The following is a 19,562-nucleotide window of genomic DNA, read 5'->3' as shown; positions in this document are numbered from 1 at the left end:
ATTATTCTTGTTTTTCAATTATGTGAATATCTCTTTGTGGGAATGGTATGGTAATATTATTCTCTTTAAATAAACGATCTATTTCATAGCGAATATCACTTTTTATAAATTGCTCTCTAAAACTATCTAGAACACTAAAAATAAGTTTAAATCGTATAGCATTATATTCGAAATCTGTTATTAGGACAATCGTGCTATCTTTTTCTAAAACATCATCATGGGAGTTTGCAGCTTCCGTAAGCAAACGCTCAACTAATTTTACATCACTACTATGCGCGACACCTAATGAAATACTTTCTCTGGTTTTATTGCCATTTTGAGTCCAGTTATACAAACACTTAGTTAAGTATAAATGATTTGGTATTACTAGAACGCGGTTATCTATAGTAACGGCACGTGTGGTTCGTAATTTAATTTCTTCCACACGACCTACTTTTCCTTCTAATTCAATAACATCACCAACTTGCAAACTTTGATCCACAAGAATAAAAACACCAGAGATAATATCCTGAAACAAAGTTTGAAGTGCTAAACCAACACCAATTAATAAGGCTGCAGATGCGGCAAAAATAGCGGTTACATTAACGCCTACGGAATCGAAAACAACGAGTACGACGATTAGATAAATGAACCATCTACTAAATGAAAATACCGTATTGAACTTCGCTTTATCTTCTTTAGGCAATCGTTTAGCATAAAGCCGCTTAAGGAAATTCAAAATAATACTAGTCGCTATAAATATAACAACAACCAATAAAACGAGTCCAACTGAAACTTTAATAGTTTCCTCTCCAGATCCAAATTCAAACCCTAAATTCAGAAAATCGACAATAGTCTCCCAAACACCACTTTGCTTTACAACATCTTCAAAATTATTTTGCATATCAGAATTTAATATTTAATCCACTTTAAAATTTCCCGATAAGTTGGTTTTTTACCATACATTAAAATACCGACGCGGTAAATTTTTGCAGCAAACCAAACCGTAAACATAAAAGTACCAATTAATAGTACTAAAGATACAATTTGTTGCCAGATAGGAACACCAAAAGGAATACGCATAAGCATTACAACGGGAGAGGTAAATGGTATAAACGAGAAAATAGTGGAGATAGTTCCATGAGGATTTTCAATAACCGTAAAAAACCCAATATACACCGCCAATATAAGTGGCATTAAAATAGGCATTAAAAATTGTTGTGTGTCCGTTTCATTATCCACAGCAGCACCAATAGCTGCGTAGAGTGAACTATAAAGTAAATAACCTGCTATAAAAAAGAGTAAAAATGCAATAACTAAATTGGTAAGTGGTAAATTATAAAAAGCGCGCATAGCACTTTGAACAATATCTGGGTTTGTTGATCCATTACTGGCTTCATTCAATAACTGTCCCGAAGGTGAAGCTTGCAATAAATCCACACCAAAAATAGCAGAGATTATAGTCACCAATATACCACCCAAAATAACCCAAATAACAAATTGGGTAATTCCTGCTAATGAGGTTCCGATAATTTTTCCAAGCATTAATTGAATTGGTTTTACGGAGGATATGATGATTTCAATAATCCGACTCGTTTTCTCTTCTATCACACTTCTCATAATCATATTACCATAAATAATGATAAACATGAATAACAAATAACCGGCCGCACCACCAAAAATTAATTTAACAAGACTATCTATTTTAGACGTTTTTTTACCCAAATAGCTTTCTTGACCTATGGCGACTGTAACTTTAGAAGTTCTTATTTTTTCAATATCAACGCCTTGACTTTCTAGCTTTAAATCCGTTAGCTGTTTTTCCAATTTACTTTCTAGGTCACTGATAACGTTAATGGAGGGCGATTCTTCTGAATAGAATTTTATGTTTTTATGAGCGTCACTAATCTCTTCAAAATTACCAATATAAAGCAAACCGTAATTTTCTTGTGTTTCGGTTAGTTTCTTGGCACTTTCCAAGGACAATTGGTCTAAAATTAGATATTTAGTAGTTTCCGTATCTTCAAAAACACTTGCAATCATGCCGGATTCATCAAGAATGGCAATGGTCTTTTCTGTGTTTTTATTTAGTTGCGTTAAATAAGCAACGACAGCTATTAACGCAACCATAATTATAGGGCTCAAAATAGTCATAATTATAAATGACTTATTTTTAACTTTAGTAAGATACTCGCGTTTTATAATGAGAGGTAAATGATTCATAAATTAATTGCTCTTTACGGCTTGAATAAAAATATCGTTAGCACTTGGTATGAGTTCTACGAAATGAGAAACTTCTCCTCTACTGGTTAAAAAACTCAATAATTCGTTAGGAGATTGATGCTCTGCTAATTTTATATTGCGCTTCAATTCATTCCCTAAGGTTTTAAAACTAGTTGGCGTAACTGTAAATTTGTCCGCTAACTCTTGTTCTAATACTTTTTTATTAGTTGCACGAATACCAATTTCGAAAGTATTGGTTTTAAATTCTCTTTTTATATCATCTAATTTACCATCTAAAATTTTATTCGATTTGTGTATTAATGCTATATGATCACACAGTTCTTCAACAGATTCCATACGGTGTGTGGAAAAAATAACTGTTGCACCTTCATCTCGAAGTCTTAAAATTTCATCTTTAATTAGAATGGCATTGATTGGATCGAATCCAGAGAAAGGCTCGTCAAAAATCAATAATTTTGGCTCGTGTAAAACCGTAACTATAAACTGTACCTTTTGAGCCATTCCTTTAGAAAGCTCCTGGATTTTCTTATTCCACCAATCGCCCATTTCTAGTCTTTCAAACCAATACTTTAAGCGTTTTTTGGCTTCACTTTTACTCAACCCTTTAAGCTGTGCTAAATACAAAGCCTGCTCGCCTACCTTCATAGATTTGTACAAACCGCGTTCTTCTGGCAAGTAGCCAATATCTCTGACATGATGATTTTGTAAAGGTTCGTTATCTAAAATTACATGTCCAGAATCCGGCATGGTAATTTGATTAATAACGCGAATAAGTGTTGTTTTACCAGCACCATTTGGACCTAAAAGCCCAAAAATACTGCCTTGTGGAACTGCAATAGACACATTGTTTAATGCGGTATAATTCCCAAATTTTTTAGAAACGTTGTGCGCCTCTAATAAGTTACCCATATCTGATAGTTAATTAAGTGTGATTACCGTAAATATATTAAATGTAACCCTGTTATGCGAAATTTATAAAAAGAAAATCTACAATTGCCTTAAAAACAAAACCCATCCTAAAACTCACGCTTAAGGATGGGAAAAAATTGCTATGAAAAAGAAAAATTGTTACTATTTAACATAGTAACAAACCAAATATAGTAAAATTTCCTTAACTATAACAGTAAGAGGGGAATTAACTTTATGCCTAAAACAATAAATCCGCCTTAAAAGCGGATTTATATTACAGTATATTATGTTTTATGAAAACATATCCTTTACTTTTTCAAAAAAGGATTTATCACCTATTTCAGGTTTAGGCTCAAAATGCTCATCATCTTTCATAGATTCAAAAAACTCTTTCTGTTGTTTATTAAGTGTTTTTGGTGTCCACACATTTACATGAACTAATAAATCACCTCTTCCATATCCATTTATAGATGGAATTCCCTTACCTCGTAATCTTAAAATCTTACCTGACTGCACACCTGTTTCAATTTTAATACGCACTTTTCCAGTAACAGTATCTATTTCTTTGGATGAACCTAAAACAGCATCCGGAAGACTTACATATAAATCATAATGTAAATTATCGCCTTCACGCTGTAGTTTTGCATGTGGTTCTTCTTCAATAGCCACTAATAAATCACCAGAAACACCATTACCTGGCGCTTCGTTTCCTTTTCCAGTAACTTTTAACTGCATACCATCTACAACACCTGCTGGTATTTTAATGGAAACCGTTTCCTCCTTCACAAGCATACCTTGTGCATCAGCTTCATTCGGTTTTTTATCTATAATTTGTCCAGCACCACCACAAGATGTACACGTAGTAGCGGTTTGCATTCTACCTAATATAGTGTTAGTAACACGCATAACTTGTCCAGCTCCATTACAGGCATCACAAGTTTTATAGCTGGTTCCAGGCGCTTGAACTTTACGTCTAACTTTAACTTTTTTCTCTACACCGTTAGCAATTTCTTCGAGTGTAAGTTTTACACGAATTCGCATGTTGGTTCCTTTAATACGACGTTGACCGCCACCGCCGCCAAATCCAGAAAATCCGCCGCCGCCGCCGAAACCACCTCCGAAAATATCGCCAAACTGACTGAATATGTCATCCATATTCATATTGCCACCACTAAAACCACCATTACCATCAAAGGCTTGATGACCATACTGATCGTATCTCGCTTTTTTATCAGGGTTGCTTAAAATTTCGTAAGCTTCAGCTGCCTCTTTAAATTTGCTTTCTGCTTCACTATTATCAGGATTTTTATCAGGATGAAATTTTATTGCCTTTTTACGGTACGCCTTTTTAATTTCAGTCGCACTGGCACTTTTATCAATTTTTAATATATCGTAATAATCTTGTTTTGCCATATTTATTGTCCTATAACTACTTTTGGAAATCTTATTATCTTATCACCAAGCTTATACCCTTTTTCTATCACATCAATAATTTTACCCTTTAATGCGTCATTGGGCGCTGGTACTTGCGTAATTGCTTCATGGAGGTCTGCATTAAAATCGTCGCCAGCTTGTAAATCAATAAGTTCTAAACCTTTATTTTCAAGCGTATAATTCAACTTATTTTTAATTAGCTCCACACCTTTTAATAAATCCTTTTCATCGGTTTTAGAAATCTCATGGTATGCACGATCAAAATCATCCAAAATTGGCAATAAAGCCGACATGACGTCCTGACTTGCTGTTTTGAATAAATCAATACGTTCTTTAGCTGTACGTCTTTTATAATTTTCAAATTCTGCAAACAGGCGCAAAAATTTATCTTTTTCGTGTGCCAATGAATCTTGCAACTGTTCTTCCACAGTTCGGGTATCTTCGGTAGATTCTTCCGTAGTATCTTTTATTTGCTCGTCCAACTGCTCGTTAGCAGTAGCGTCGTTTTTATCTTTTTTGCTCATCTTGTACCTCTATTTTTAAAATACTTTTAATGGAGGGCAAAAGTGCTGCCATTATAAATAAAGTGTCAAAATGTCACAAAATAATTAAACATTATTTTGTGACATTATCACGTTTGAAATCACTATTTTTGCGCATTAACACTAAAATAAATTTATAACAATGAAAACTCGTTTTTTAACAATATTAACGCTAGCATTAGCTTTAACATTTACAAACTGTAAAGATAAAGCACAAGAAGCTGAAACTACAGAAGTAGAACAAGCAGCTGAAGTAACAGAAGTTTCAACAAAATACGTAGTTGATACAGAGGCATCAACTATTATGTGGAAAGGCTTTAAGCCAACCGGTTCTCACACAGGAACTATTAAATTAGAAAGTGGTGTATTTACTACGAATGATGAAGCAATTGAAAGTGGAAGCTTTTTAATTGATATGAAATCATTGTACGTAACAGATCTTGCAGAGGATACTGAAGATCATGGAAAATTAACTGGTCACTTAAAGAGCCCAGATTTCTTTGATGTTGAAGCTTTTCCAGCATCAGCTTTTGAAGTAACAGGCTTTAAAACTGAAAATGGAAAAACTATGCTTTCAGGGAATCTTAAAATGAAAGATGTAGAAAACAACATTTCTATTCCAGTAAATGTTAAAGAAAATAATGACTCTTTAACTATTACAAGTGAAACTTTTACTGTGGATCGTTCTAAATGGAATGTGAAGTATGGTTCAAAATCATTCTTTGACGATTTAGGTGATAAATTCATCAACGATGATATGGAGTTACAGATTACAATTACGGCTAACAAAGCATAATTAAAGTTGTAAAACTATTTAAAATCCGCTACGAAAGTTGCGGATTTTTTTATGTCAATAAATTTTGAAGTGCAGGTTTTAAATGTACATACTCGAACTGGAATCCTGCTTCTTCTATTTTTTTACTACTCACCCGTTGGCTTTCAAATAATAATATATGCATTTCCCCTAATACCAATTTCATGAAGCCTTTGGGTATATTTGGTAAAATGAGTTTTTTGTCTAGAACACATGCCACGGTTTTCGTCAGTTCAGTATTAGTAACTGGGTTTGGTGCTACGCCATTAATTACACCATCAATTTCTTGGGTTAATACGTAAACAAAAATGCCGGCCAAATCATTAATATGAATCCAGGACTGCCACTGATTGCCACTTCCAAAAGGCGCACCAGCATTAAACTTAACTGGCTTCACTATTTGAGGTAAAGCGCCCTCTTCCCCATCCAGGACTAAACCAATTCGAACCTTGGATACCAACACATCTAACTCCTTAAATGTATCTGTCATGGCTTCCCACTGCTCGACTACTTCTCCTAAAAAGCTGGTAGAAACCATTGATGTTTCTTCGTCATAATAGTTAGTTAATGAGTCTGGGTAAACACCAATAGCACTTGCAGAAATAACATGCTTAACACCATGTTTATTATTTTGAAGCGTTTCTTTAATTAACTGAAGTGTATTAAGCCTACTATTTACAATTACATTTTTATAGCTTGCTGTCCATCGGTTTGCAATAGTGGCACCTGCGAGATTAATTATAGATTCCACACCATCCAAGCAAGCCACATCAATTTTATTGGCGGTAGGGTTCCAATAAAATCCTTTGTAGTTATCTTGTTGTTCGATTTTTTCTTTGGAAGTAGTAAGATAATGAACCGTTATATTTTGTTCATGACATTTTTTAACGATAGCCTTACCTATTAAGCCCGTAGCTCCTGTAATTAATACTTTCATGCACTATTTTTATTTAAAGATACGTATTAGAGCACTGATAGCTATAGCTTTTAATGAAGCTTTAACAGATTTAACGAAAGATTAGATTTAATATAAACTATAAACAATTAATCTATTTTGAAGGCAGGCTTGCTTATAAGGTTACTCAATAATAACGCAAAGAATAGGGTAATTGCATATATAGACAAAAAAATTGAGGTAAGTAGTAACTTTTGAATTTTGGGAGTCTTGATTAATAGATTTAACGCATACAATATATTGAATATTTTTGCGCTTTTGTCTAAAGCATTTAACTCACTGTGTTACGTTGAATATTTTCGTTGCCCTCAACATTTAACTCACTGTGTTACGTTGAATATTTTCGTTGCCCTCAACATTTAACTCACTGTGTTACGTTGAATATTTTCGTTGCCCTCAACATTTCACGTTTGCCTGGAGGCCCAGGTAAGCGTTCCACAAAGAAACCAACAGCTTGCATAGCACGACGCACACTCCCTTTTGCTGAATAGGTAACCAATATACCATTTGGTTTTAAGGCTTCATACATTTTCTTAAAAATACCTTCGGTCCATAATTCCGGCTGAACACGAGCGCCAAAAGCATCAAAATAAATAAGATTAAATTGATTAACATCTGAAATTTCCTGAAACTTTTTCTCTTGCTTTGTTAATGAGAATAACGGTGTAATAACAGACTTTGCTTCCCAAGGAGTCTCGTGGATAACCTTATAATGCGCTTCCGCCAATGCTCCTAAAAGTTCGGTGTAATTTAACTGGCTAATTTCTGAAGCTAAAACAGGATAGGCTTCCACACCAACATAATCGACCTTAATTCCCTCTTTTTCCGCTTTTAATAATGTGATGATGGCATTTAAACCTGTACCAAATCCAATTTCTAGTATGGCTAAATCACTGGGATTTGAATTAGCAACAACCTTATCAAACCCTGTTTTTATAAAAACATGATTCGCCTCTTGAATAGCACCATGAATGGAATGGTATTGTTCATCCCAATCATTTATCTGAATGGTTTTAGAACCGTCCGCCGTAGTAATAATATGTCGCTTCAAAACTACTTAATTAATAATTTTCGAATACGAGGAATTGGTCCAGTACATTCGGTTTGGTGACAGGAAATACACAAATTAACCACGTTATTAAATCTGTCAGTTTCCGACAAATCTGACTCGGGATTATAAAGTTCCCTTTCGGCCTCAATAAAAAGTTTAGAAAAACTTTCAAAAGTTTGGTTTCGCTTTTTAAAATCAGACAATTCAGCCGAGTGGATTTTTAAGAAATCTAAAGGAAAGCCCTCTATGTCTTCGCCTGCAATGATAGTTTTCTTAACTCCCTCATTATAGGCATACATTTGGTTCATGAGATTAGCCATTTCTGAAGGCTCATACATATCATAAACTATTTTTCCCTTTTTTGAATTTTCAAGAATTACTTTTTCTTCAGTATTGTTACAACTGATAAATAAAAAAAGCATGCTGAAACAGCTTAAAATTCCTTTCATTATTCTTCAATTAGCAATACACCATCTGCTTCAAACGACAACGTACGTTCCGTTTCCGTAATAGCAGCAATTTCTTCTGCTGTTTTACCAGCATCTTCTGCATAATGACGTTGCTCGGCCACAGAAACTTCAGTTATATAGGCTTTACCATTAATTATAACTTCTTTATCTGCTATGTTTTTAGGCATAAAGAATCCGTAGTCTTTAAATTTCACCATGACTTCTTGGTCGTTATCTAAACCTAAACGCATCCAACAACCTTTAGACTGACATACGCTATTTACTTTCCCAATGACTTTAGTCTGTAAAGTGTCACCAGTTTTCATGTTTTGGTACTTTTCTCTAATTTCCGAAACATTCAAAGCATTTTCAGATTGAATCTCTTCACCAAAAGACGCGTAAGCTATATCGTTAGTCTCCACTCTTAAAACCTCGGTAGTTTTATCATTGTCTTTACATGAAACAGCAATAAAAACAAGGCTTAAAGCTAGAATTAAATTTTTCATTATAAGCGTTTTTTAAAAATTTGAATGTCAAATATACGGTTTTTTTAAGTAAATTTTAAGTTTTTTATACGTCTAAAATTGAGTACTTTCGCAAGAATAAAGAATATAAAAACATGATAGATCAAAAACAGTGCGAAATCGATATAGAAAAAGTGGAAAATACAAAAATTCATGATGTGGACTTTGATAAACTCGATTTTGGACGAAAGTTTACTGATCACATGTTTTATTGTGATTTTATAGATGATGAATGGCAACAACCTAAAATTGTTCCTTATCAAGCCATGACAATTGAACCTTCTGCGCGTGTTTTACATTATGGTCAAGCCGTATTTGAGGGTATGAAAGCTTATAAAGACACGGATGGAAATGCCTTTTTGTTTCGTCCTGAAGATAACCATAGACGAATTAATATTTCTGCGGCCCGTTTAGCGATTCCGGAATTCCCAAAAGATTATTTCATGAAAGGTTTAACCACCTTAATAGAAATGGATAAAGATTGGATTAAATCAGGTGATGGCAACTCCTTATACATTAGACCTTTTGTTTTTGCTATAGAACCCGCTATTTCTGCAGCTCCTGCTGAAGCGTATCGTTTTATGATTATTTGTTCGCCAGCAAAGGCGTATTACACCGATAAAGTTCGTGTTATTTTTGCTGAAGAATACAGCCGGTCTGCCAATGGCGGCGTTGGTTTTGCTAAAGCTGCTGGGAATTATGCTGCACAGTTTTACCCAACGCGTTTAGCGCAGCAAAAAGGTTACCAACAAGTTATTTGGACGGACGCGAATACGCATGAGTATTTAGAAGAAGCTGGCACAATGAACATCTTTTTCAGAATTAATGATACACTAGTTACCGCGCCTATAAGCGATCGTATCTTGGATGGTATTACTAGAAAAAGTATTATTCAGTTAGCTGAAGATAATAATATTCCGGTTGAAGTTCGTCGTGTTAAAGTAAGTGAAATCAAAGAAGCTTCAAGAAATGGCAGCTTAAAAGAGATTTTTGGCACTGGAACTGCTGCTGTTATTAGTGCTATTTCAGCATTTGAACATGGTAACGAAGTTTTTGAAATTCCAGATATGGAAAATGCTTATGCTGATTTATTAAAAAAGAAATTAGTTAATATTCAACAAAACCAGTCCGTAGATAAATATGGATGGCGTTATGAAATTAAATAAAGTTTAGAACTATTAAAAAAGCAGCCAATTGGCTGCTTTTTTTTATTTTTCGTTTAAAATAGTTTTAATATCAGGTTGAAAATAATTTGGTCCTTTTAAAACTTTACCGTCTTCACGATAAATAGGCTCGCCATCAAGTCCTAATTTACTCATATTGCTGCGTTGAATTTCATTAAACACCGCTTCAATCTTATGTTGCATACCGTGCTCAATAATTGTACCGCATAGAATATAAAGCATATCGCCCAAGGCATCTGCTACTTCTACTAAATCGTTATTGGCTGCAGCTTCTAGGTATTCTTCATTTTCCTCACGCATTAATTTATAACGTAACACGTTTTTATCAGTTCCTAAATCGGCTCTTGGTGATTCAAGATGACCAATTTTAAACGCCGTATGAAATGCTTTAACCGCTTCTATTTTATTTTTCATTTTTGTAAGTTTTTTTTAGTTTTAATTATTGTTGAATTGAACTTTTATAAACCTCAATTCAACAATTTACTATTTATCTCTTAACCCAGCTTAAAATTATTTCAACTGAACAAAAGAGACTAAAAATGAGTTTGTTTTCGTAAATTTGCAAAAATTTAATCTGATGTTTAGTACAAAACAAATAGTTTTTGGAATATTATTTGCAATCGTTTTTATTGGGGTTCTAGTTTATACCTATAGAAAAGATTTAGCACTTCATAAAGTACATTATAAAGGAACGGCTTGGGTTCTAGTCGCCTTTATTTGTTTCGTTATGTTTATCGTTTCTATTAAGTGGTTGTTTCAATAAACAATATTATTTAAGAGTTTTTCAATAAAAAGCAATACAAATAAAAAAGCCTCAACGCAATTACGTTGAGGCTTTTTCTATTCTTACCAATTCTAATTAATTAACTTCTGGCAAGAAATTATAATTAGCACTATAGTCCAACATTTGCTTCGTAAAAGACTCTGGTTGTACTACTTTAATTTTAGTTATTTCACCATTTTCATCCATTTCTGGAACCAAAACTGGATTAACAAAACCACTGTAAGGTGCTGCTTTAAATTGTTCGTTACGCTTTAAAACTTCAGCATGAACATCTTGATCAACTTTAACGCCGTAATCTTCTACTAAAGCTTGAACGGCTGCATAATCTCCTTCAGATTTAATACGTTGTGTTTCACGTAATAATTGTCCGAATAAATCGTGTAACTTATCATAATCAGTAATGTTAAAATACGTTTTCCCGTCACGTTTAATTTTTTCAATAACATTGGCTTCCTTTCCTTTTTCATAAACCCAAGCACTTACCCATTGTCTGTTTCGCATATGAGATTCTTCTACATCATCGCCTAAATTTAAACGAATTAATTGCGTCATTAAACCATTTCTAATATAACCGTCATAAGCTGCCATACCAAGAGACTTCCAATCGTCCACCAATCCTAGCTCCTGTATTTTTGAATTATATAAATAGTAAAGCCCTACTAAATCCGCACGACCTTCTTCTAAAGTAGAAGCATACGTTTTAAGTGTTTCTTTAGTTTCGCCAATACCTGGATTTAATTGTCCAGAAGCATGACCAACTACTTCGTGTAAAGCTGTATGTAATTTATCAGCTACCTGACCATACTTTTCTTCTAATTTAATTTCATCAGCATCATGTGCAAACTCTTGCAAACGACCTGTGCTTCCAGCGTTATTGTAAGCATTGATAATGTTTCCTAAAGAAACAGATTTAGATCCTACTGCCGCACGAATCCAGTTAGCATTTGGTAAGTTAACACCAATTGGTGTGCTTGGTGATGCATCTCCAGCTTCAGCAGCAACATTTACTACTTTGTAAGATACGCCAACTACATTTTTCTTTTTATGATCTTCCATTAACGGCGAATTATCTTCAAACCATTGCGCATTTTCAGATAAAACAGACATTTTTTCCGACATATCAAAATCGGTAATCTGTACAATAGTTTCAAAACTTCCTGTGTAACCTAATGGGTCATTATAAACCTCTATAAATCCGTTTATATAATCAATATTTCCCTCTGTGGCTGATGTCCAAGCTACATTATAATCATCCCAAGTTTGTAAGTCACCTGTTTTATAATATTCAATTAATAAGGCAATCGCATCACCTTGGGCTTTATTCTCAGCAACGGTTTGCGCCTTCTCTAGCCAAGGAATTATCTTATCAATTGCTTCACCATATAATCCACCAGATTTATAAACTTTTTCTACAATTTTATCACCTTCTTTAACTAATTTAGAGTTTAAGCCAAAAGATAAGGGCTTTTTAGCATCTGGCGATTTTTTACTTTTATAAAATGCTTCTACATCTGCATTGGTTACCTCTGGACCATAAAAATTAACGGCCGATAACAAAGCATTATCAGCGTCTTTAGTTTGATCAACTTTTTTAGAATCCTTATCGTTAAATATGACATCTAAAGGGTCTCCGGTCAAATCCGTCTCGGTTTCAGCTAAAATTTCAACTAAATAGTCTTTTGAAAATTCTGGCTTCATTTTAGCATTAGAATAATGATGGTGAATACCGCCGCTAAACCAAACACGCTTTAAATACGTTTCAAAAGCTTTCCAATCTGCTGAAGATTTATCTCCAGAATAGGTAGTGTAAACATTTTCTAACGCTTTTCTAATCGTTAAATTATAACGATAGTTCTGATCCCAAATAATATCTCGTCCAGCCAATCCTGCCTGTCCTAAATAATAAACTAGTTTTTGCTCTTTAAGTGTTAAGTTATCCCAACCTGGAATTTGGTAACGCAAAATTTTAATGTCTGCAAACTGCTCCACATTATGATCAAAGTCTGTTTCAACTTTGATTTCAGTTTCTACTATTTCTGCTTTGTTTTCCGATTTGTTATCATTGCATGAATAAAACAATGGAGCCATCAAGGCCATACCCATTATAAGTTTAAGTTTCATATTTTTATATGTTTAATGTTTTTTTTAGTAATTGACAAATGTAACATTAATTATTAACGCATAAAATTGTTTACCTTTGATTTATAACCAAATCAAACATGAAAACACTTAAATATATTCTATTCATTTTACTCATTATAACCATTGGTGTATCCGTATATATAGCAGTGCAACCAAACGACTTCAAGGTTACTCGAACACGAACAGTTGCTGCACCATCGCAAGTTATATACAATCATATTATCGATGTGAAAAAAATGGAATCTTGGCTCCCTTGGTTAGAGAAAGATTCGGAAACTAAACTTGATTTAGCAGATTCCACTTCTAACATTGGTGCTTTTTACACATGGAAAAGCAATAATCATTCAGGCTCTATAAAAACCCTTTCTACTGTACCTTTCCAATCTATAAATCAGGAATTGCAATTTGATAAAATTGAAACAGCCCAAGCAAATTGGGAGTTCAATCAAAATAACGCTACTGACACAGAGGTATCTTGGACGGTTTCGACTGATAAATTATCGTTTTTTGAAAAAGCTAATGCGCTTATTCACGGTGGTCACGAAAAAATGATTGGCCCTGATCTTGAACGTGGTTTAGAAAAATTAAATGGAGATGTCATAACAGCCATGGAAGTCTATTCCATTAAAGTTGATGGTATTGCACAACACGGTGGCGGCTATTATATTTATACTACAACATCTAGTAAAATTTCTGATATACAAACTACGATTAATAAAGTAATGCCAGGTGTAAAAGATTATGCTATAAAAAATAACATCAGTATGGCGGGCTCTCCATTTATTACTTATCATAAATGGGATGAAGCTAATAATGCGGTGATGTTTTCATGCTGCATTCCAACTTCTACACAAACAGTAACCACGCAAAGCGATATTTTAACTGGACAATTTGAACCTTTTAGAGCTATAAAAACAACCTTAAAAGGAAACTATTCAAATTTGCGAGAAGCAAGAGATGCTGGCTATAATTATATTAATCAATATAATATGGAAGCAACAGAAACAGGTCCTATGTTAGAAGTTTATTTAACGGATCCTAGTCAAAAACCAAATCCAGCCAATTGGATCACTGAAATTTATATTGCGATTAACTAATGCTTAAATGAGACAAGTCCTATTAGTATTTATTGGCGGTGGATTTGGAAGTGCACTACGGTTTTTGGTGGGGAAATTTTTAAATAACCCAGAAACAGGTATTCCCTACGGTACTTTTTTAGCGAATATTTTAGGCAGCCTCCTTATAGGAATCCTCTTGGGACTAGCTGCCAAAAATAATTCGTTATCTGAAAATCATATGGCCTTACTTGCAACTGGTTTTTGCGGCGGTTTTACCACCTTTTCAACGTTTGCCTATGAAAATCATTTATTTCTCAAATCAGGAGATTTTATGAGCTTCGCCATTTACACAATTGCAAGTTTTGTCCTTGGATTTCTAGCCGTTTTCCTCGGGATTTTTCTAATAAAGTAAATTAATCACTCCGTTTTCTTAAAGTCCTTCACCCCTGCTTCCACCTCTACATATAAATGATTATTGCGGGGAACAATCGGACAAGAGTACTTGGCATCGTAGGCGCAATATGGGTTATAGGCTTTGTTAAAATCTACTGTCAAGATATCGTTTTCAGGAATTCGAAGATCTAAATAACGACCACCCGCATAAGTTGTTTCGCCATTAGTATTATCCATAAATGGTAAAAACAAATAATCCTCAAAACCTTCCTGCTTCATTAAATCTTGACCTTGATACACGGCTAGCTCATAAGTTTTCCCTTTTAATTCAAATATAATATATCCAAAAATCCGCTCATTACTGACACGGTCGGTTGTGGTTTGCATTAAAAACCATTCGGATCCTGGTGTCCGCTTCAAGGTTGCATTTACAACATATGTCGAATCTACGTCAAAGAAATCTAGCGTTTTAAAACCTTTACGATCCTTCGCTTTTAAAGGCGATTTGCTCGCATCTTTAAAATCAGCATTTTGTTCCCTTTGCCAATCTGTTTCTCCTAGAATAGGCTCCTTTTTCTGGGCACAACTAACTATTGAAAAAAGCAGTAAAAAAGCAAGTAAATTTTTCATGAATAAAATTTAAATTAATTTCAAAAATACAACATATTCATATTTTGTGTAAGTTTGAATGCTAAAATTATAAAATCATGAAGATTAGAGTCTCAACATATAGGAAGCCAACAATCTCATCATTGATGAGTTGGATACCGTGTATATGACATTAATTATTATTAAACAAAATCTATACATTAAGCTCCGACCAATATGTCGGAGTTTTTTGTTTTATAAAACACTGAAATTTCTAAATGAAAAGACTCTACAACAGTTATATTAATTCTTTTCGCGGATTATCACCCGAAATTTGGTGGCTAGCCTTGATTACATTAATCAATCGCGCAGGTACAATGGTAATCCCATTTCTATCCTTGTATCTAACAACGGATTTAAACTTGACTCTGGGTCAAGTGGGCTGGGTCATGTCTGCTTTTGGTTTAGGTTCCGTATGTGGTTCTTGGCTAGGCGGCAAACTAACCGACAAAATTGGTTATTATAAAGTCATGGTTCGTAGTTTACTTTTAACAGGAATACTATTTATTGGACTGCAGTTTTTACACACATTTTCTAGTATATGTTTAGGCATATTTTTTGTCATGTTAGTGGCAGATATGTTCCGGCCAGCCATGTTTGTGGCGTTAAGCGCTTACAGCAAAACTGAAAATAAAACCCGTTCTATTACGCTAATTCGTTTAGCCATAAATTTGGGGTTTTCGGCAGGCCCAGCCATTGGCGGAATTATTATTACGACCATGAGTTACGCAGGTTTGTTTTGGATTGATGGAATTTCGTGTATTCTAGCAACACTATTAATGATTAACGTTTTACATCCTAAAAAGGCAAAAACCCAAGACAACATTATTAATGATAACCCTGAATCTGCTTATAAAGACAAAGCTTTTTTAATTTTTCTTGCTGCTATGACCATGTTTGGGATTATTTTCTTACAATACTTTTCTACGATGCCGCTTTATTATAAGGATATTCATAATTTAACAGAGCTGGAAATAGGTATGTTGTTAGGGCTTAATGGCGCCTTTATTTTTATTTTTGAAATGCCACTCATAAAATGGTTGGAAAATTCGGGCTTCAGTCAAACTACTTTAATGATTTTTGGCGCCATAGTTATAGGTATTAGTTTCGTTGTTTTGAATTTAACGCCTTGGATTGGCATTTTATTAATCGGTATGCTTTTTATGACGATTGGTGAAATGATTACCTTTCCATTTTCCAATGCGTTTGCTATGGAACGCGCTAAACGAGGAAATCAAGGCGAATATATGGCGCTTTATAGCATAGCATTCTCCATTGCTCATATCTTTGGTCATAATGCTGGCATGCACATGGCTGATTCATTAGGTTTTGAAAATACCTGGTATTTTATGACGCTTTTAGCCATTGTTTGTATTGGTCTACTCTGGATTTTAATGCGCTATTTAAATAAAAATAAAGCCGTTAAAATTTTATGAAATTTTCAATTACTCAATTTATAAAACGTATGTAATATTAAAACGATTAATTTTATGGATCAAGAATGGGAAAAATTACCGCTTTTTGTGAAAACCATGAAAATCCAGAATCTGGTTAAACATCTTAGAAGGGCGGTTTAAAAAAAGAATTTCAACATGAATTTAAAGCGGAAATGATACCGAGTAATTTGGATTATTTTCGGAAAACGCATTGAAAACTCCTGCTAAAATTGCACGCACGTCTGGAGAATCGATGTTTTACGATATTAAAATGGATGACCAGGACCCAAACGACGACAAACCATTTAATGCTAATGATTTGCAATTCTACTTTAAAGGTTTTACCGGGTTATGTTTTATAACATGCGATAATACAATCTGCGTTTTTGTTTCTCCATAAACAATTAACTGATCTATAAATGTCTCCAAATGCTTCTGGTTTTTTAAAACAACCTCCATTACAATATTTTCATTCCCCGTAATTCTATAACAATTAATAACCTCATCATAGGTTTTCACTTTTTCTAGGAATGGTTTTAGCATTCCCATAAAAGCGCGAATGGTAATTAAAGCTTTTAATTGGTAACCTGCTTCAAAAGGAGAAACAGTAGTATGGTAATGTTGAATAATTCCACAATCTTCCATTTTTTTTATTCGCTCGGAAACTGCTGGTGAACTAACACCAACTTGTCGACCAATTTCAGCGTTTGACATGCGTGCATTCTGTTGCAAACACTCCAATATTTTCCAGTTTAGGTTATCTATACTCATTTTAAGGTAAAATTACGATAATAAGTCGATTGTTAAATCAAATATACGTTTTTACTTTAATATCAAAAGAGGATTGTGTGAACTTGTCACTAATTTTGATAAAATTGCTATTGTATTATGATCACCCATATCTCATCAAGCTTATTCCATTCACCTCTATATCAAAAGGCTATGGATATTCTTATGCTTACACGAAGCATTTCAGCCTATCTTCATCAGGATTTATCTAACTTGAAATCAGATAATTCAGAGAATGATTTTATTTACTTTTCGGGAGATATTGTTCAGCAATCCGTGTCACTAGCTCCGGAAATTGCAAAAGCAGAAGAAGCGCGTTATTCGGAAAAAAAACACAAACACATTGCTTCTGTAAAGCGTCTAACTTATTTACTAAATAAAAATATTAAGCGTTTAGAAAAGTGCAGTAGTAATGGCAAAGATTACTTACCATTATTACGTTCTGAATTAAAGAAATTTAAACAATTACAACGCACTTGGCACTTGACACTGTAAGATTTTATACTTTAACAATATGTGCATTGCTCATCATGTTTTCTTGAAGACTTTTTAATTTAGGTGACATTTTTTCAGTTAGAATTACATATTGGCATTTCTTTAAACTATCTACAACACGCAGCACATCATTCTGATAATTGTTACGCATTAAGAATTCGGCATCCTCCATAGCGAATATTTGTAATTGCCCTAAATGAATACCATTTAAAAAATACAATTTATTCAAACGCTTTGGCGTCGCAATAACGATATCCACACCCACATAAATTTCATTCTTTTGTTTTTCTAAATCATATTCATCATATGCGCAATAAACACGCAAATCAGTTTCATTAGTAAACATCTCAAACTGATCTTTTAAATGCAATGCAGCCTCTTTATCCTTAACCATAATAAGAGCACGGGGAGAATCTTCAAAAGCTTCTGCTTTCAACTTATGAACGATTGCCAATATAAGTGCCGTTGTTTTCCCAGAGCCTTCTGGAGCAACACCGTACACATCCATCCCACCTTTTAATTTCGGTAAAATTTCTTTTTGAAAAGGTAATGGCGCCTCCATATTTTGATCTTGTAAAGCTTCTTTTAGTAATGGATGGAATTTTTTAAAGGACATAGAAGTATTTGGCTTTTTATACGATATTTAATGCCACAAACTTACGACTAAAATATGAATTGAGATTTTGGAGGATTTTTAATTTAAAAAAAAATAGCTTTCAAGATCGTATTCTTTAGTGACAAACTTTACAATCCTTTTTATCCTTAATTTCACCCACTAAATAACCAGAATCATTTAAGGTTAAATCGCAACAATCCATAAAACCTTGTGTAATTAATTTTCTGGCACGTTGTATTTGCGATTTTACAGTAGGAAGCGGTAAGTTTAGTTTCACGGCTATATCTGACTGTTTCAATCCTTGTATATCAGCTAAAAACAAAGGGTCTCTGTACTTTTGGGGTAAACTCTTTATAATAACACGCAAACAATCATACTCGGTATGCTCGTGTTTAATATTATCTTCTATGACATCGGTTTCAGGAAGCTGATTTATAATATTTTGCTCTCGGAAATAATCCATAACCGTATACCGCGCAACAGTAAATAACCAAGGTTTTAGCTTGTCATCATTTTTAAGTGTATCCTTTTTAGTGTGCACTTTTATAAATGTTTCCTGAAGCAAATCATCCGCAACGGCCGGTTCTTTAACCTTACTTAAAATAAAATGTTTAATAGCTTCCGCGTAGATGTTCCAAATTTCTTGTGTCGTCATCTTCTATTTATAAAAGCAGAACTGCTTTAGCATAAAAATACTAAATCGGTTCTGCTTAAATACTATTTTAATATAACTTAACAGTTGCAATTACTACAAGTACAATTTTCGCAAGTACATCCTGCGCAATTACCACTTTTACAACTTGAGCAGTTACAAGTACATTCTTTATTTTTCATAATATATGGGTTTTAAGTTCATATAATAGACGGAAGAGATTGTAAAAAGATGCAAAATGTTGTGTTTATTTTTAAACTGCATATTTCACATAGAACTTTCACGAAACCTTATCGTTAATTCTGGCCTACTAAAGTAAACTCCTTAATTATTAAATTTATCAACTCACCCAGCAATTACCCCTTTAAAGAGAGAGAGAGAGAGAGAGAGAGAGAGAGAGAGAGAGAGAGAGAGAGAGAGAGAGAGAGAGAGAGAGAGAGAGAGTAGAGTACGTAGTAGTAGTA

The 19,562-nt window shown here is 33.9% G+C and carries 22 protein-coding genes; 7 read left to right on the top strand and 15 right to left on the bottom strand.

The window, feature by feature from the left end:
* Position 1: 1 nt before the first annotated feature.
* From BZARG_RS10505 to BZARG_RS10485, 5 genes are all read right to left on the bottom strand, one after another.
* A complete protein-coding gene (locus BZARG_RS10505; protein WP_008638220.1) occupies positions 2 to 883 on the bottom strand; it encodes a mechanosensitive ion channel family protein in 882 nt (293 codons plus the stop codon).
* 8 nt (positions 884 to 891) lie between these two features.
* Complete coding sequence (locus BZARG_RS10500; protein WP_040288509.1) at positions 892 to 2,202, bottom strand: ABC transporter permease; 1,311 nt, start codon at positions 2,200 to 2,202, stop codon at positions 892 to 894.
* 3 nt (positions 2,203 to 2,205) lie between these two features.
* Positions 2,206 to 3,132 (bottom strand): ABC transporter ATP-binding protein, encoded by a 927-nt coding sequence (locus BZARG_RS10495; RefSeq protein ID WP_008638149.1) that lies wholly within the window; start codon positions 3,130 to 3,132, stop codon positions 2,206 to 2,208.
* A gap of 291 nt (positions 3,133 to 3,423) precedes the next feature.
* Complete coding sequence (dnaJ, locus tag BZARG_RS10490; RefSeq protein ID WP_008638193.1) at positions 3,424 to 4,545, bottom strand: molecular chaperone DnaJ; 1,122 nt, start codon at positions 4,543 to 4,545, stop codon at positions 3,424 to 3,426.
* A 2-nt stretch (positions 4,546 to 4,547) separates the two neighbouring features.
* Entirely contained in the window at positions 4,548 to 5,090 is a 543-nt protein-coding gene (locus tag BZARG_RS10485; RefSeq protein ID WP_008638198.1) for a nucleotide exchange factor GrpE, read from the bottom strand.
* Positions 5,091 to 5,250: 160 nt separating this feature from the next.
* On the opposite strand from BZARG_RS10485, the gene BZARG_RS10480 reads away from it, so the two are divergent.
* Positions 5,251 to 5,904, top strand: a complete 654-nt coding sequence (locus tag BZARG_RS10480; RefSeq protein WP_008638218.1) for a YceI family protein — start codon at positions 5,251 to 5,253, stop codon at positions 5,902 to 5,904.
* Between the two features lie 49 nt (positions 5,905 to 5,953).
* On the opposite strand, the gene BZARG_RS10475 is transcribed toward BZARG_RS10480, so the two are convergent.
* The 4 genes from BZARG_RS10475 to BZARG_RS10460 form a co-directional block, all read right to left on the bottom strand.
* Positions 5,954 to 6,859, bottom strand: a complete 906-nt coding sequence (locus BZARG_RS10475; RefSeq protein ID WP_008638216.1) for a TIGR01777 family oxidoreductase — start codon at positions 6,857 to 6,859, stop codon at positions 5,954 to 5,956.
* Between the two features lie 382 nt (positions 6,860 to 7,241).
* Positions 7,242 to 7,928 (bottom strand): tRNA (5-methylaminomethyl-2-thiouridine)(34)-methyltransferase MnmD, encoded by a 687-nt coding sequence (gene mnmD, locus BZARG_RS10470; protein ID WP_008638143.1) that lies wholly within the window; start codon positions 7,926 to 7,928, stop codon positions 7,242 to 7,244.
* 2 nt (positions 7,929 to 7,930) lie between these two features.
* Positions 7,931 to 8,377 carry a hypothetical protein gene (locus BZARG_RS10465; RefSeq protein WP_008638190.1) on the bottom strand — a complete coding sequence of 149 codons (447 nt, stop codon included), beginning with the start codon at positions 8,375 to 8,377 and terminating at the stop codon, positions 7,931 to 7,933.
* Positions 8,377 to 8,883 (bottom strand): DUF4920 domain-containing protein, encoded by a 507-nt coding sequence (locus BZARG_RS10460; protein WP_008638132.1) that lies wholly within the window; start codon positions 8,881 to 8,883, stop codon positions 8,377 to 8,379. Before BZARG_RS10460 ends, BZARG_RS10465 begins: the two co-directional genes overlap by 1 nt.
* 113 nt (positions 8,884 to 8,996) lie before the next feature.
* Between BZARG_RS10460 and BZARG_RS10455 the strand changes: the two genes are divergently transcribed.
* A complete protein-coding gene (locus BZARG_RS10455) occupies positions 8,997 to 10,067 on the top strand; it encodes a branched-chain amino acid aminotransferase (RefSeq protein ID WP_008638212.1) in 1,071 nt (356 codons plus the stop codon).
* A 42-nt stretch (positions 10,068 to 10,109) separates the two neighbouring features.
* On the opposite strand, the gene BZARG_RS10450 is transcribed toward BZARG_RS10455, so the two are convergent.
* Positions 10,110 to 10,499, bottom strand: coding sequence for a pyrophosphohydrolase domain-containing protein (locus tag BZARG_RS10450; RefSeq protein WP_008638219.1), 390 nt, complete (start codon positions 10,497 to 10,499; stop codon positions 10,110 to 10,112).
* Between the two features lie 163 nt (positions 10,500 to 10,662).
* On the opposite strand from BZARG_RS10450, the gene BZARG_RS10445 reads away from it, so the two are divergent.
* The gene (locus tag BZARG_RS10445) at positions 10,663 to 10,848 is read left to right on the top strand and encodes a hypothetical protein (RefSeq protein ID WP_008638160.1); all 186 of its coding nucleotides are present in this window, start codon (positions 10,663 to 10,665) and stop codon (positions 10,846 to 10,848) included.
* A gap of 96 nt (positions 10,849 to 10,944) precedes the next feature.
* On the opposite strand, the gene BZARG_RS10440 is transcribed toward BZARG_RS10445, so the two are convergent.
* A complete protein-coding gene (locus tag BZARG_RS10440; protein WP_040288504.1) occupies positions 10,945 to 12,990 on the bottom strand; it encodes a dipeptidyl-peptidase 3 family protein in 2,046 nt (681 codons plus the stop codon).
* A gap of 98 nt (positions 12,991 to 13,088) precedes the next feature.
* Between BZARG_RS10440 and BZARG_RS10435 the strand changes: the two genes are divergently transcribed.
* Both BZARG_RS10435 and crcB read left to right on the top strand, forming a co-directional pair.
* Positions 13,089 to 14,108: an SRPBCC family protein gene (locus tag BZARG_RS10435; protein WP_008638195.1), complete on the top strand. Its 1,020-nt coding sequence runs from the start codon at positions 13,089 to 13,091 to the stop codon at positions 14,106 to 14,108.
* A gap of 7 nt (positions 14,109 to 14,115) precedes the next feature.
* Positions 14,116 to 14,481 carry a fluoride efflux transporter CrcB gene (crcB, locus tag BZARG_RS10430; RefSeq protein WP_008638200.1) on the top strand — a complete coding sequence of 122 codons (366 nt, stop codon included), beginning with the start codon at positions 14,116 to 14,118 and terminating at the stop codon, positions 14,479 to 14,481.
* A gap of 5 nt (positions 14,482 to 14,486) precedes the next feature.
* Here the strand turns inward: crcB and BZARG_RS10425 are convergent, their stop codons facing one another.
* Positions 14,487 to 15,092 carry a DUF1684 domain-containing protein gene (locus BZARG_RS10425; protein ID WP_008638142.1) on the bottom strand — a complete coding sequence of 202 codons (606 nt, stop codon included), beginning with the start codon at positions 15,090 to 15,092 and terminating at the stop codon, positions 14,487 to 14,489.
* A gap of 236 nt (positions 15,093 to 15,328) precedes the next feature.
* Between BZARG_RS10425 and BZARG_RS10420 the strand changes: the two genes are divergently transcribed.
* Positions 15,329 to 16,546: an MDR family MFS transporter gene (locus BZARG_RS10420; protein WP_008638151.1), complete on the top strand. Its 1,218-nt coding sequence runs from the start codon at positions 15,329 to 15,331 to the stop codon at positions 16,544 to 16,546.
* A 327-nt stretch (positions 16,547 to 16,873) separates the two neighbouring features.
* Here the strand turns inward: BZARG_RS10420 and BZARG_RS10415 are convergent, their stop codons facing one another.
* The gene (locus BZARG_RS10415) at positions 16,874 to 17,317 is read right to left on the bottom strand and encodes an Lrp/AsnC family transcriptional regulator (RefSeq protein WP_008638203.1); all 444 of its coding nucleotides are present in this window, start codon (positions 17,315 to 17,317) and stop codon (positions 16,874 to 16,876) included.
* 117 nt (positions 17,318 to 17,434) lie between these two features.
* Between BZARG_RS10415 and BZARG_RS10410 the strand changes: the two genes are divergently transcribed.
* A complete protein-coding gene (locus BZARG_RS10410; RefSeq protein ID WP_040288503.1) occupies positions 17,435 to 17,830 on the top strand; it encodes a hypothetical protein in 396 nt (131 codons plus the stop codon).
* Between the two features lie 4 nt (positions 17,831 to 17,834).
* Here BZARG_RS10410 and BZARG_RS10405 read toward each other — a convergent pair whose 3' ends face one another.
* Positions 17,835 to 18,446, bottom strand: a complete 612-nt coding sequence (locus BZARG_RS10405) for a DEAD/DEAH box helicase (RefSeq protein ID WP_008638180.1) — start codon at positions 18,444 to 18,446, stop codon at positions 17,835 to 17,837.
* A 115-nt stretch (positions 18,447 to 18,561) separates the two neighbouring features.
* Entirely contained in the window at positions 18,562 to 19,101 is a 540-nt protein-coding gene (locus BZARG_RS10400) for a sigma-70 family RNA polymerase sigma factor (RefSeq protein ID WP_008638207.1), read from the bottom strand.
* Positions 19,102 to 19,562 lie beyond the last annotated feature (461 nt).

This window comes from Bizionia argentinensis JUB59 (assembly GCF_000224335.1).
GTDB classification, from domain to species: domain Bacteria; phylum Bacteroidota; class Bacteroidia; order Flavobacteriales; family Flavobacteriaceae; genus Algorimicrobium; species Algorimicrobium argentinense.
The sequence above is the reverse complement of the archived record's forward strand: the minus strand, read 5'-3'. Positions and strand labels throughout refer to the sequence as shown.

Excerpts from the sequence above, each read along its gene's own strand:
- BZARG_RS10435 (WP_008638195.1), top strand. The coding sequence starts at position 13,089 with ATGAAAACACTTAAATATATTCTATTCATTTTACTCATTATAACCATT.
- BZARG_RS10485 (WP_008638198.1), bottom strand. The coding sequence starts at position 5,090 with ATGAGCAAAAAAGATAAAAACGACGCTACTGCTAACGAGCAGTTGGAC.
- BZARG_RS10480 (WP_008638218.1), top strand. The coding sequence starts at position 5,251 with ATGAAAACTCGTTTTTTAACAATATTAACGCTAGCATTAGCTTTAACA.
- crcB (WP_008638200.1), top strand. The coding sequence starts at position 14,116 with ATGAGACAAGTCCTATTAGTATTTATTGGCGGTGGATTTGGAAGTGCA.
- BZARG_RS10465 (WP_008638190.1), bottom strand. The coding sequence starts at position 8,377 with ATGAAAGGAATTTTAAGCTGTTTCAGCATGCTTTTTTTATTTATCAGT.
- BZARG_RS10420 (WP_008638151.1), top strand. The coding sequence starts at position 15,329 with ATGAAAAGACTCTACAACAGTTATATTAATTCTTTTCGCGGATTATCA.
- BZARG_RS10500 (WP_040288509.1), bottom strand. The coding sequence starts at position 2,202 with ATGAATCATTTACCTCTCATTATAAAACGCGAGTATCTTACTAAAGTT.
- BZARG_RS10410 (WP_040288503.1), top strand. The coding sequence starts at position 17,435 with ATGATCACCCATATCTCATCAAGCTTATTCCATTCACCTCTATATCAA.
- BZARG_RS10460 (WP_008638132.1), bottom strand. The coding sequence starts at position 8,883 with ATGAAAAATTTAATTCTAGCTTTAAGCCTTGTTTTTATTGCTGTTTCA.
- BZARG_RS10405 (WP_008638180.1), bottom strand. The coding sequence starts at position 18,446 with ATGTCCTTTAAAAAATTCCATCCATTACTAAAAGAAGCTTTACAAGAT.
- BZARG_RS10400 (WP_008638207.1), bottom strand. The coding sequence starts at position 19,101 with ATGACGACACAAGAAATTTGGAACATCTACGCGGAAGCTATTAAACAT.
- BZARG_RS10495 (WP_008638149.1), bottom strand. The coding sequence starts at position 3,132 with ATGGGTAACTTATTAGAGGCGCACAACGTTTCTAAAAAATTTGGGAAT.
- BZARG_RS10455 (WP_008638212.1), top strand. The coding sequence starts at position 8,997 with ATGATAGATCAAAAACAGTGCGAAATCGATATAGAAAAAGTGGAAAAT.
- BZARG_RS10475 (WP_008638216.1), bottom strand. The coding sequence starts at position 6,859 with ATGAAAGTATTAATTACAGGAGCTACGGGCTTAATAGGTAAGGCTATC.
- BZARG_RS10415 (WP_008638203.1), bottom strand. The coding sequence starts at position 17,317 with ATGAGTATAGATAACCTAAACTGGAAAATATTGGAGTGTTTGCAACAG.
- BZARG_RS10445 (WP_008638160.1), top strand. The coding sequence starts at position 10,663 with ATGTTTAGTACAAAACAAATAGTTTTTGGAATATTATTTGCAATCGTT.
- dnaJ (WP_008638193.1), bottom strand. The coding sequence starts at position 4,545 with ATGGCAAAACAAGATTATTACGATATATTAAAAATTGATAAAAGTGCC.
- BZARG_RS10505 (WP_008638220.1), bottom strand. The coding sequence starts at position 883 with ATGCAAAATAATTTTGAAGATGTTGTAAAGCAAAGTGGTGTTTGGGAG.
- BZARG_RS10450 (WP_008638219.1), bottom strand. The coding sequence starts at position 10,499 with ATGAAAAATAAAATAGAAGCGGTTAAAGCATTTCATACGGCGTTTAAA.
- BZARG_RS10425 (WP_008638142.1), bottom strand. The coding sequence starts at position 15,092 with ATGAAAAATTTACTTGCTTTTTTACTGCTTTTTTCAATAGTTAGTTGT.
- BZARG_RS10440 (WP_040288504.1), bottom strand. The coding sequence starts at position 12,990 with ATGAAACTTAAACTTATAATGGGTATGGCCTTGATGGCTCCATTGTTT.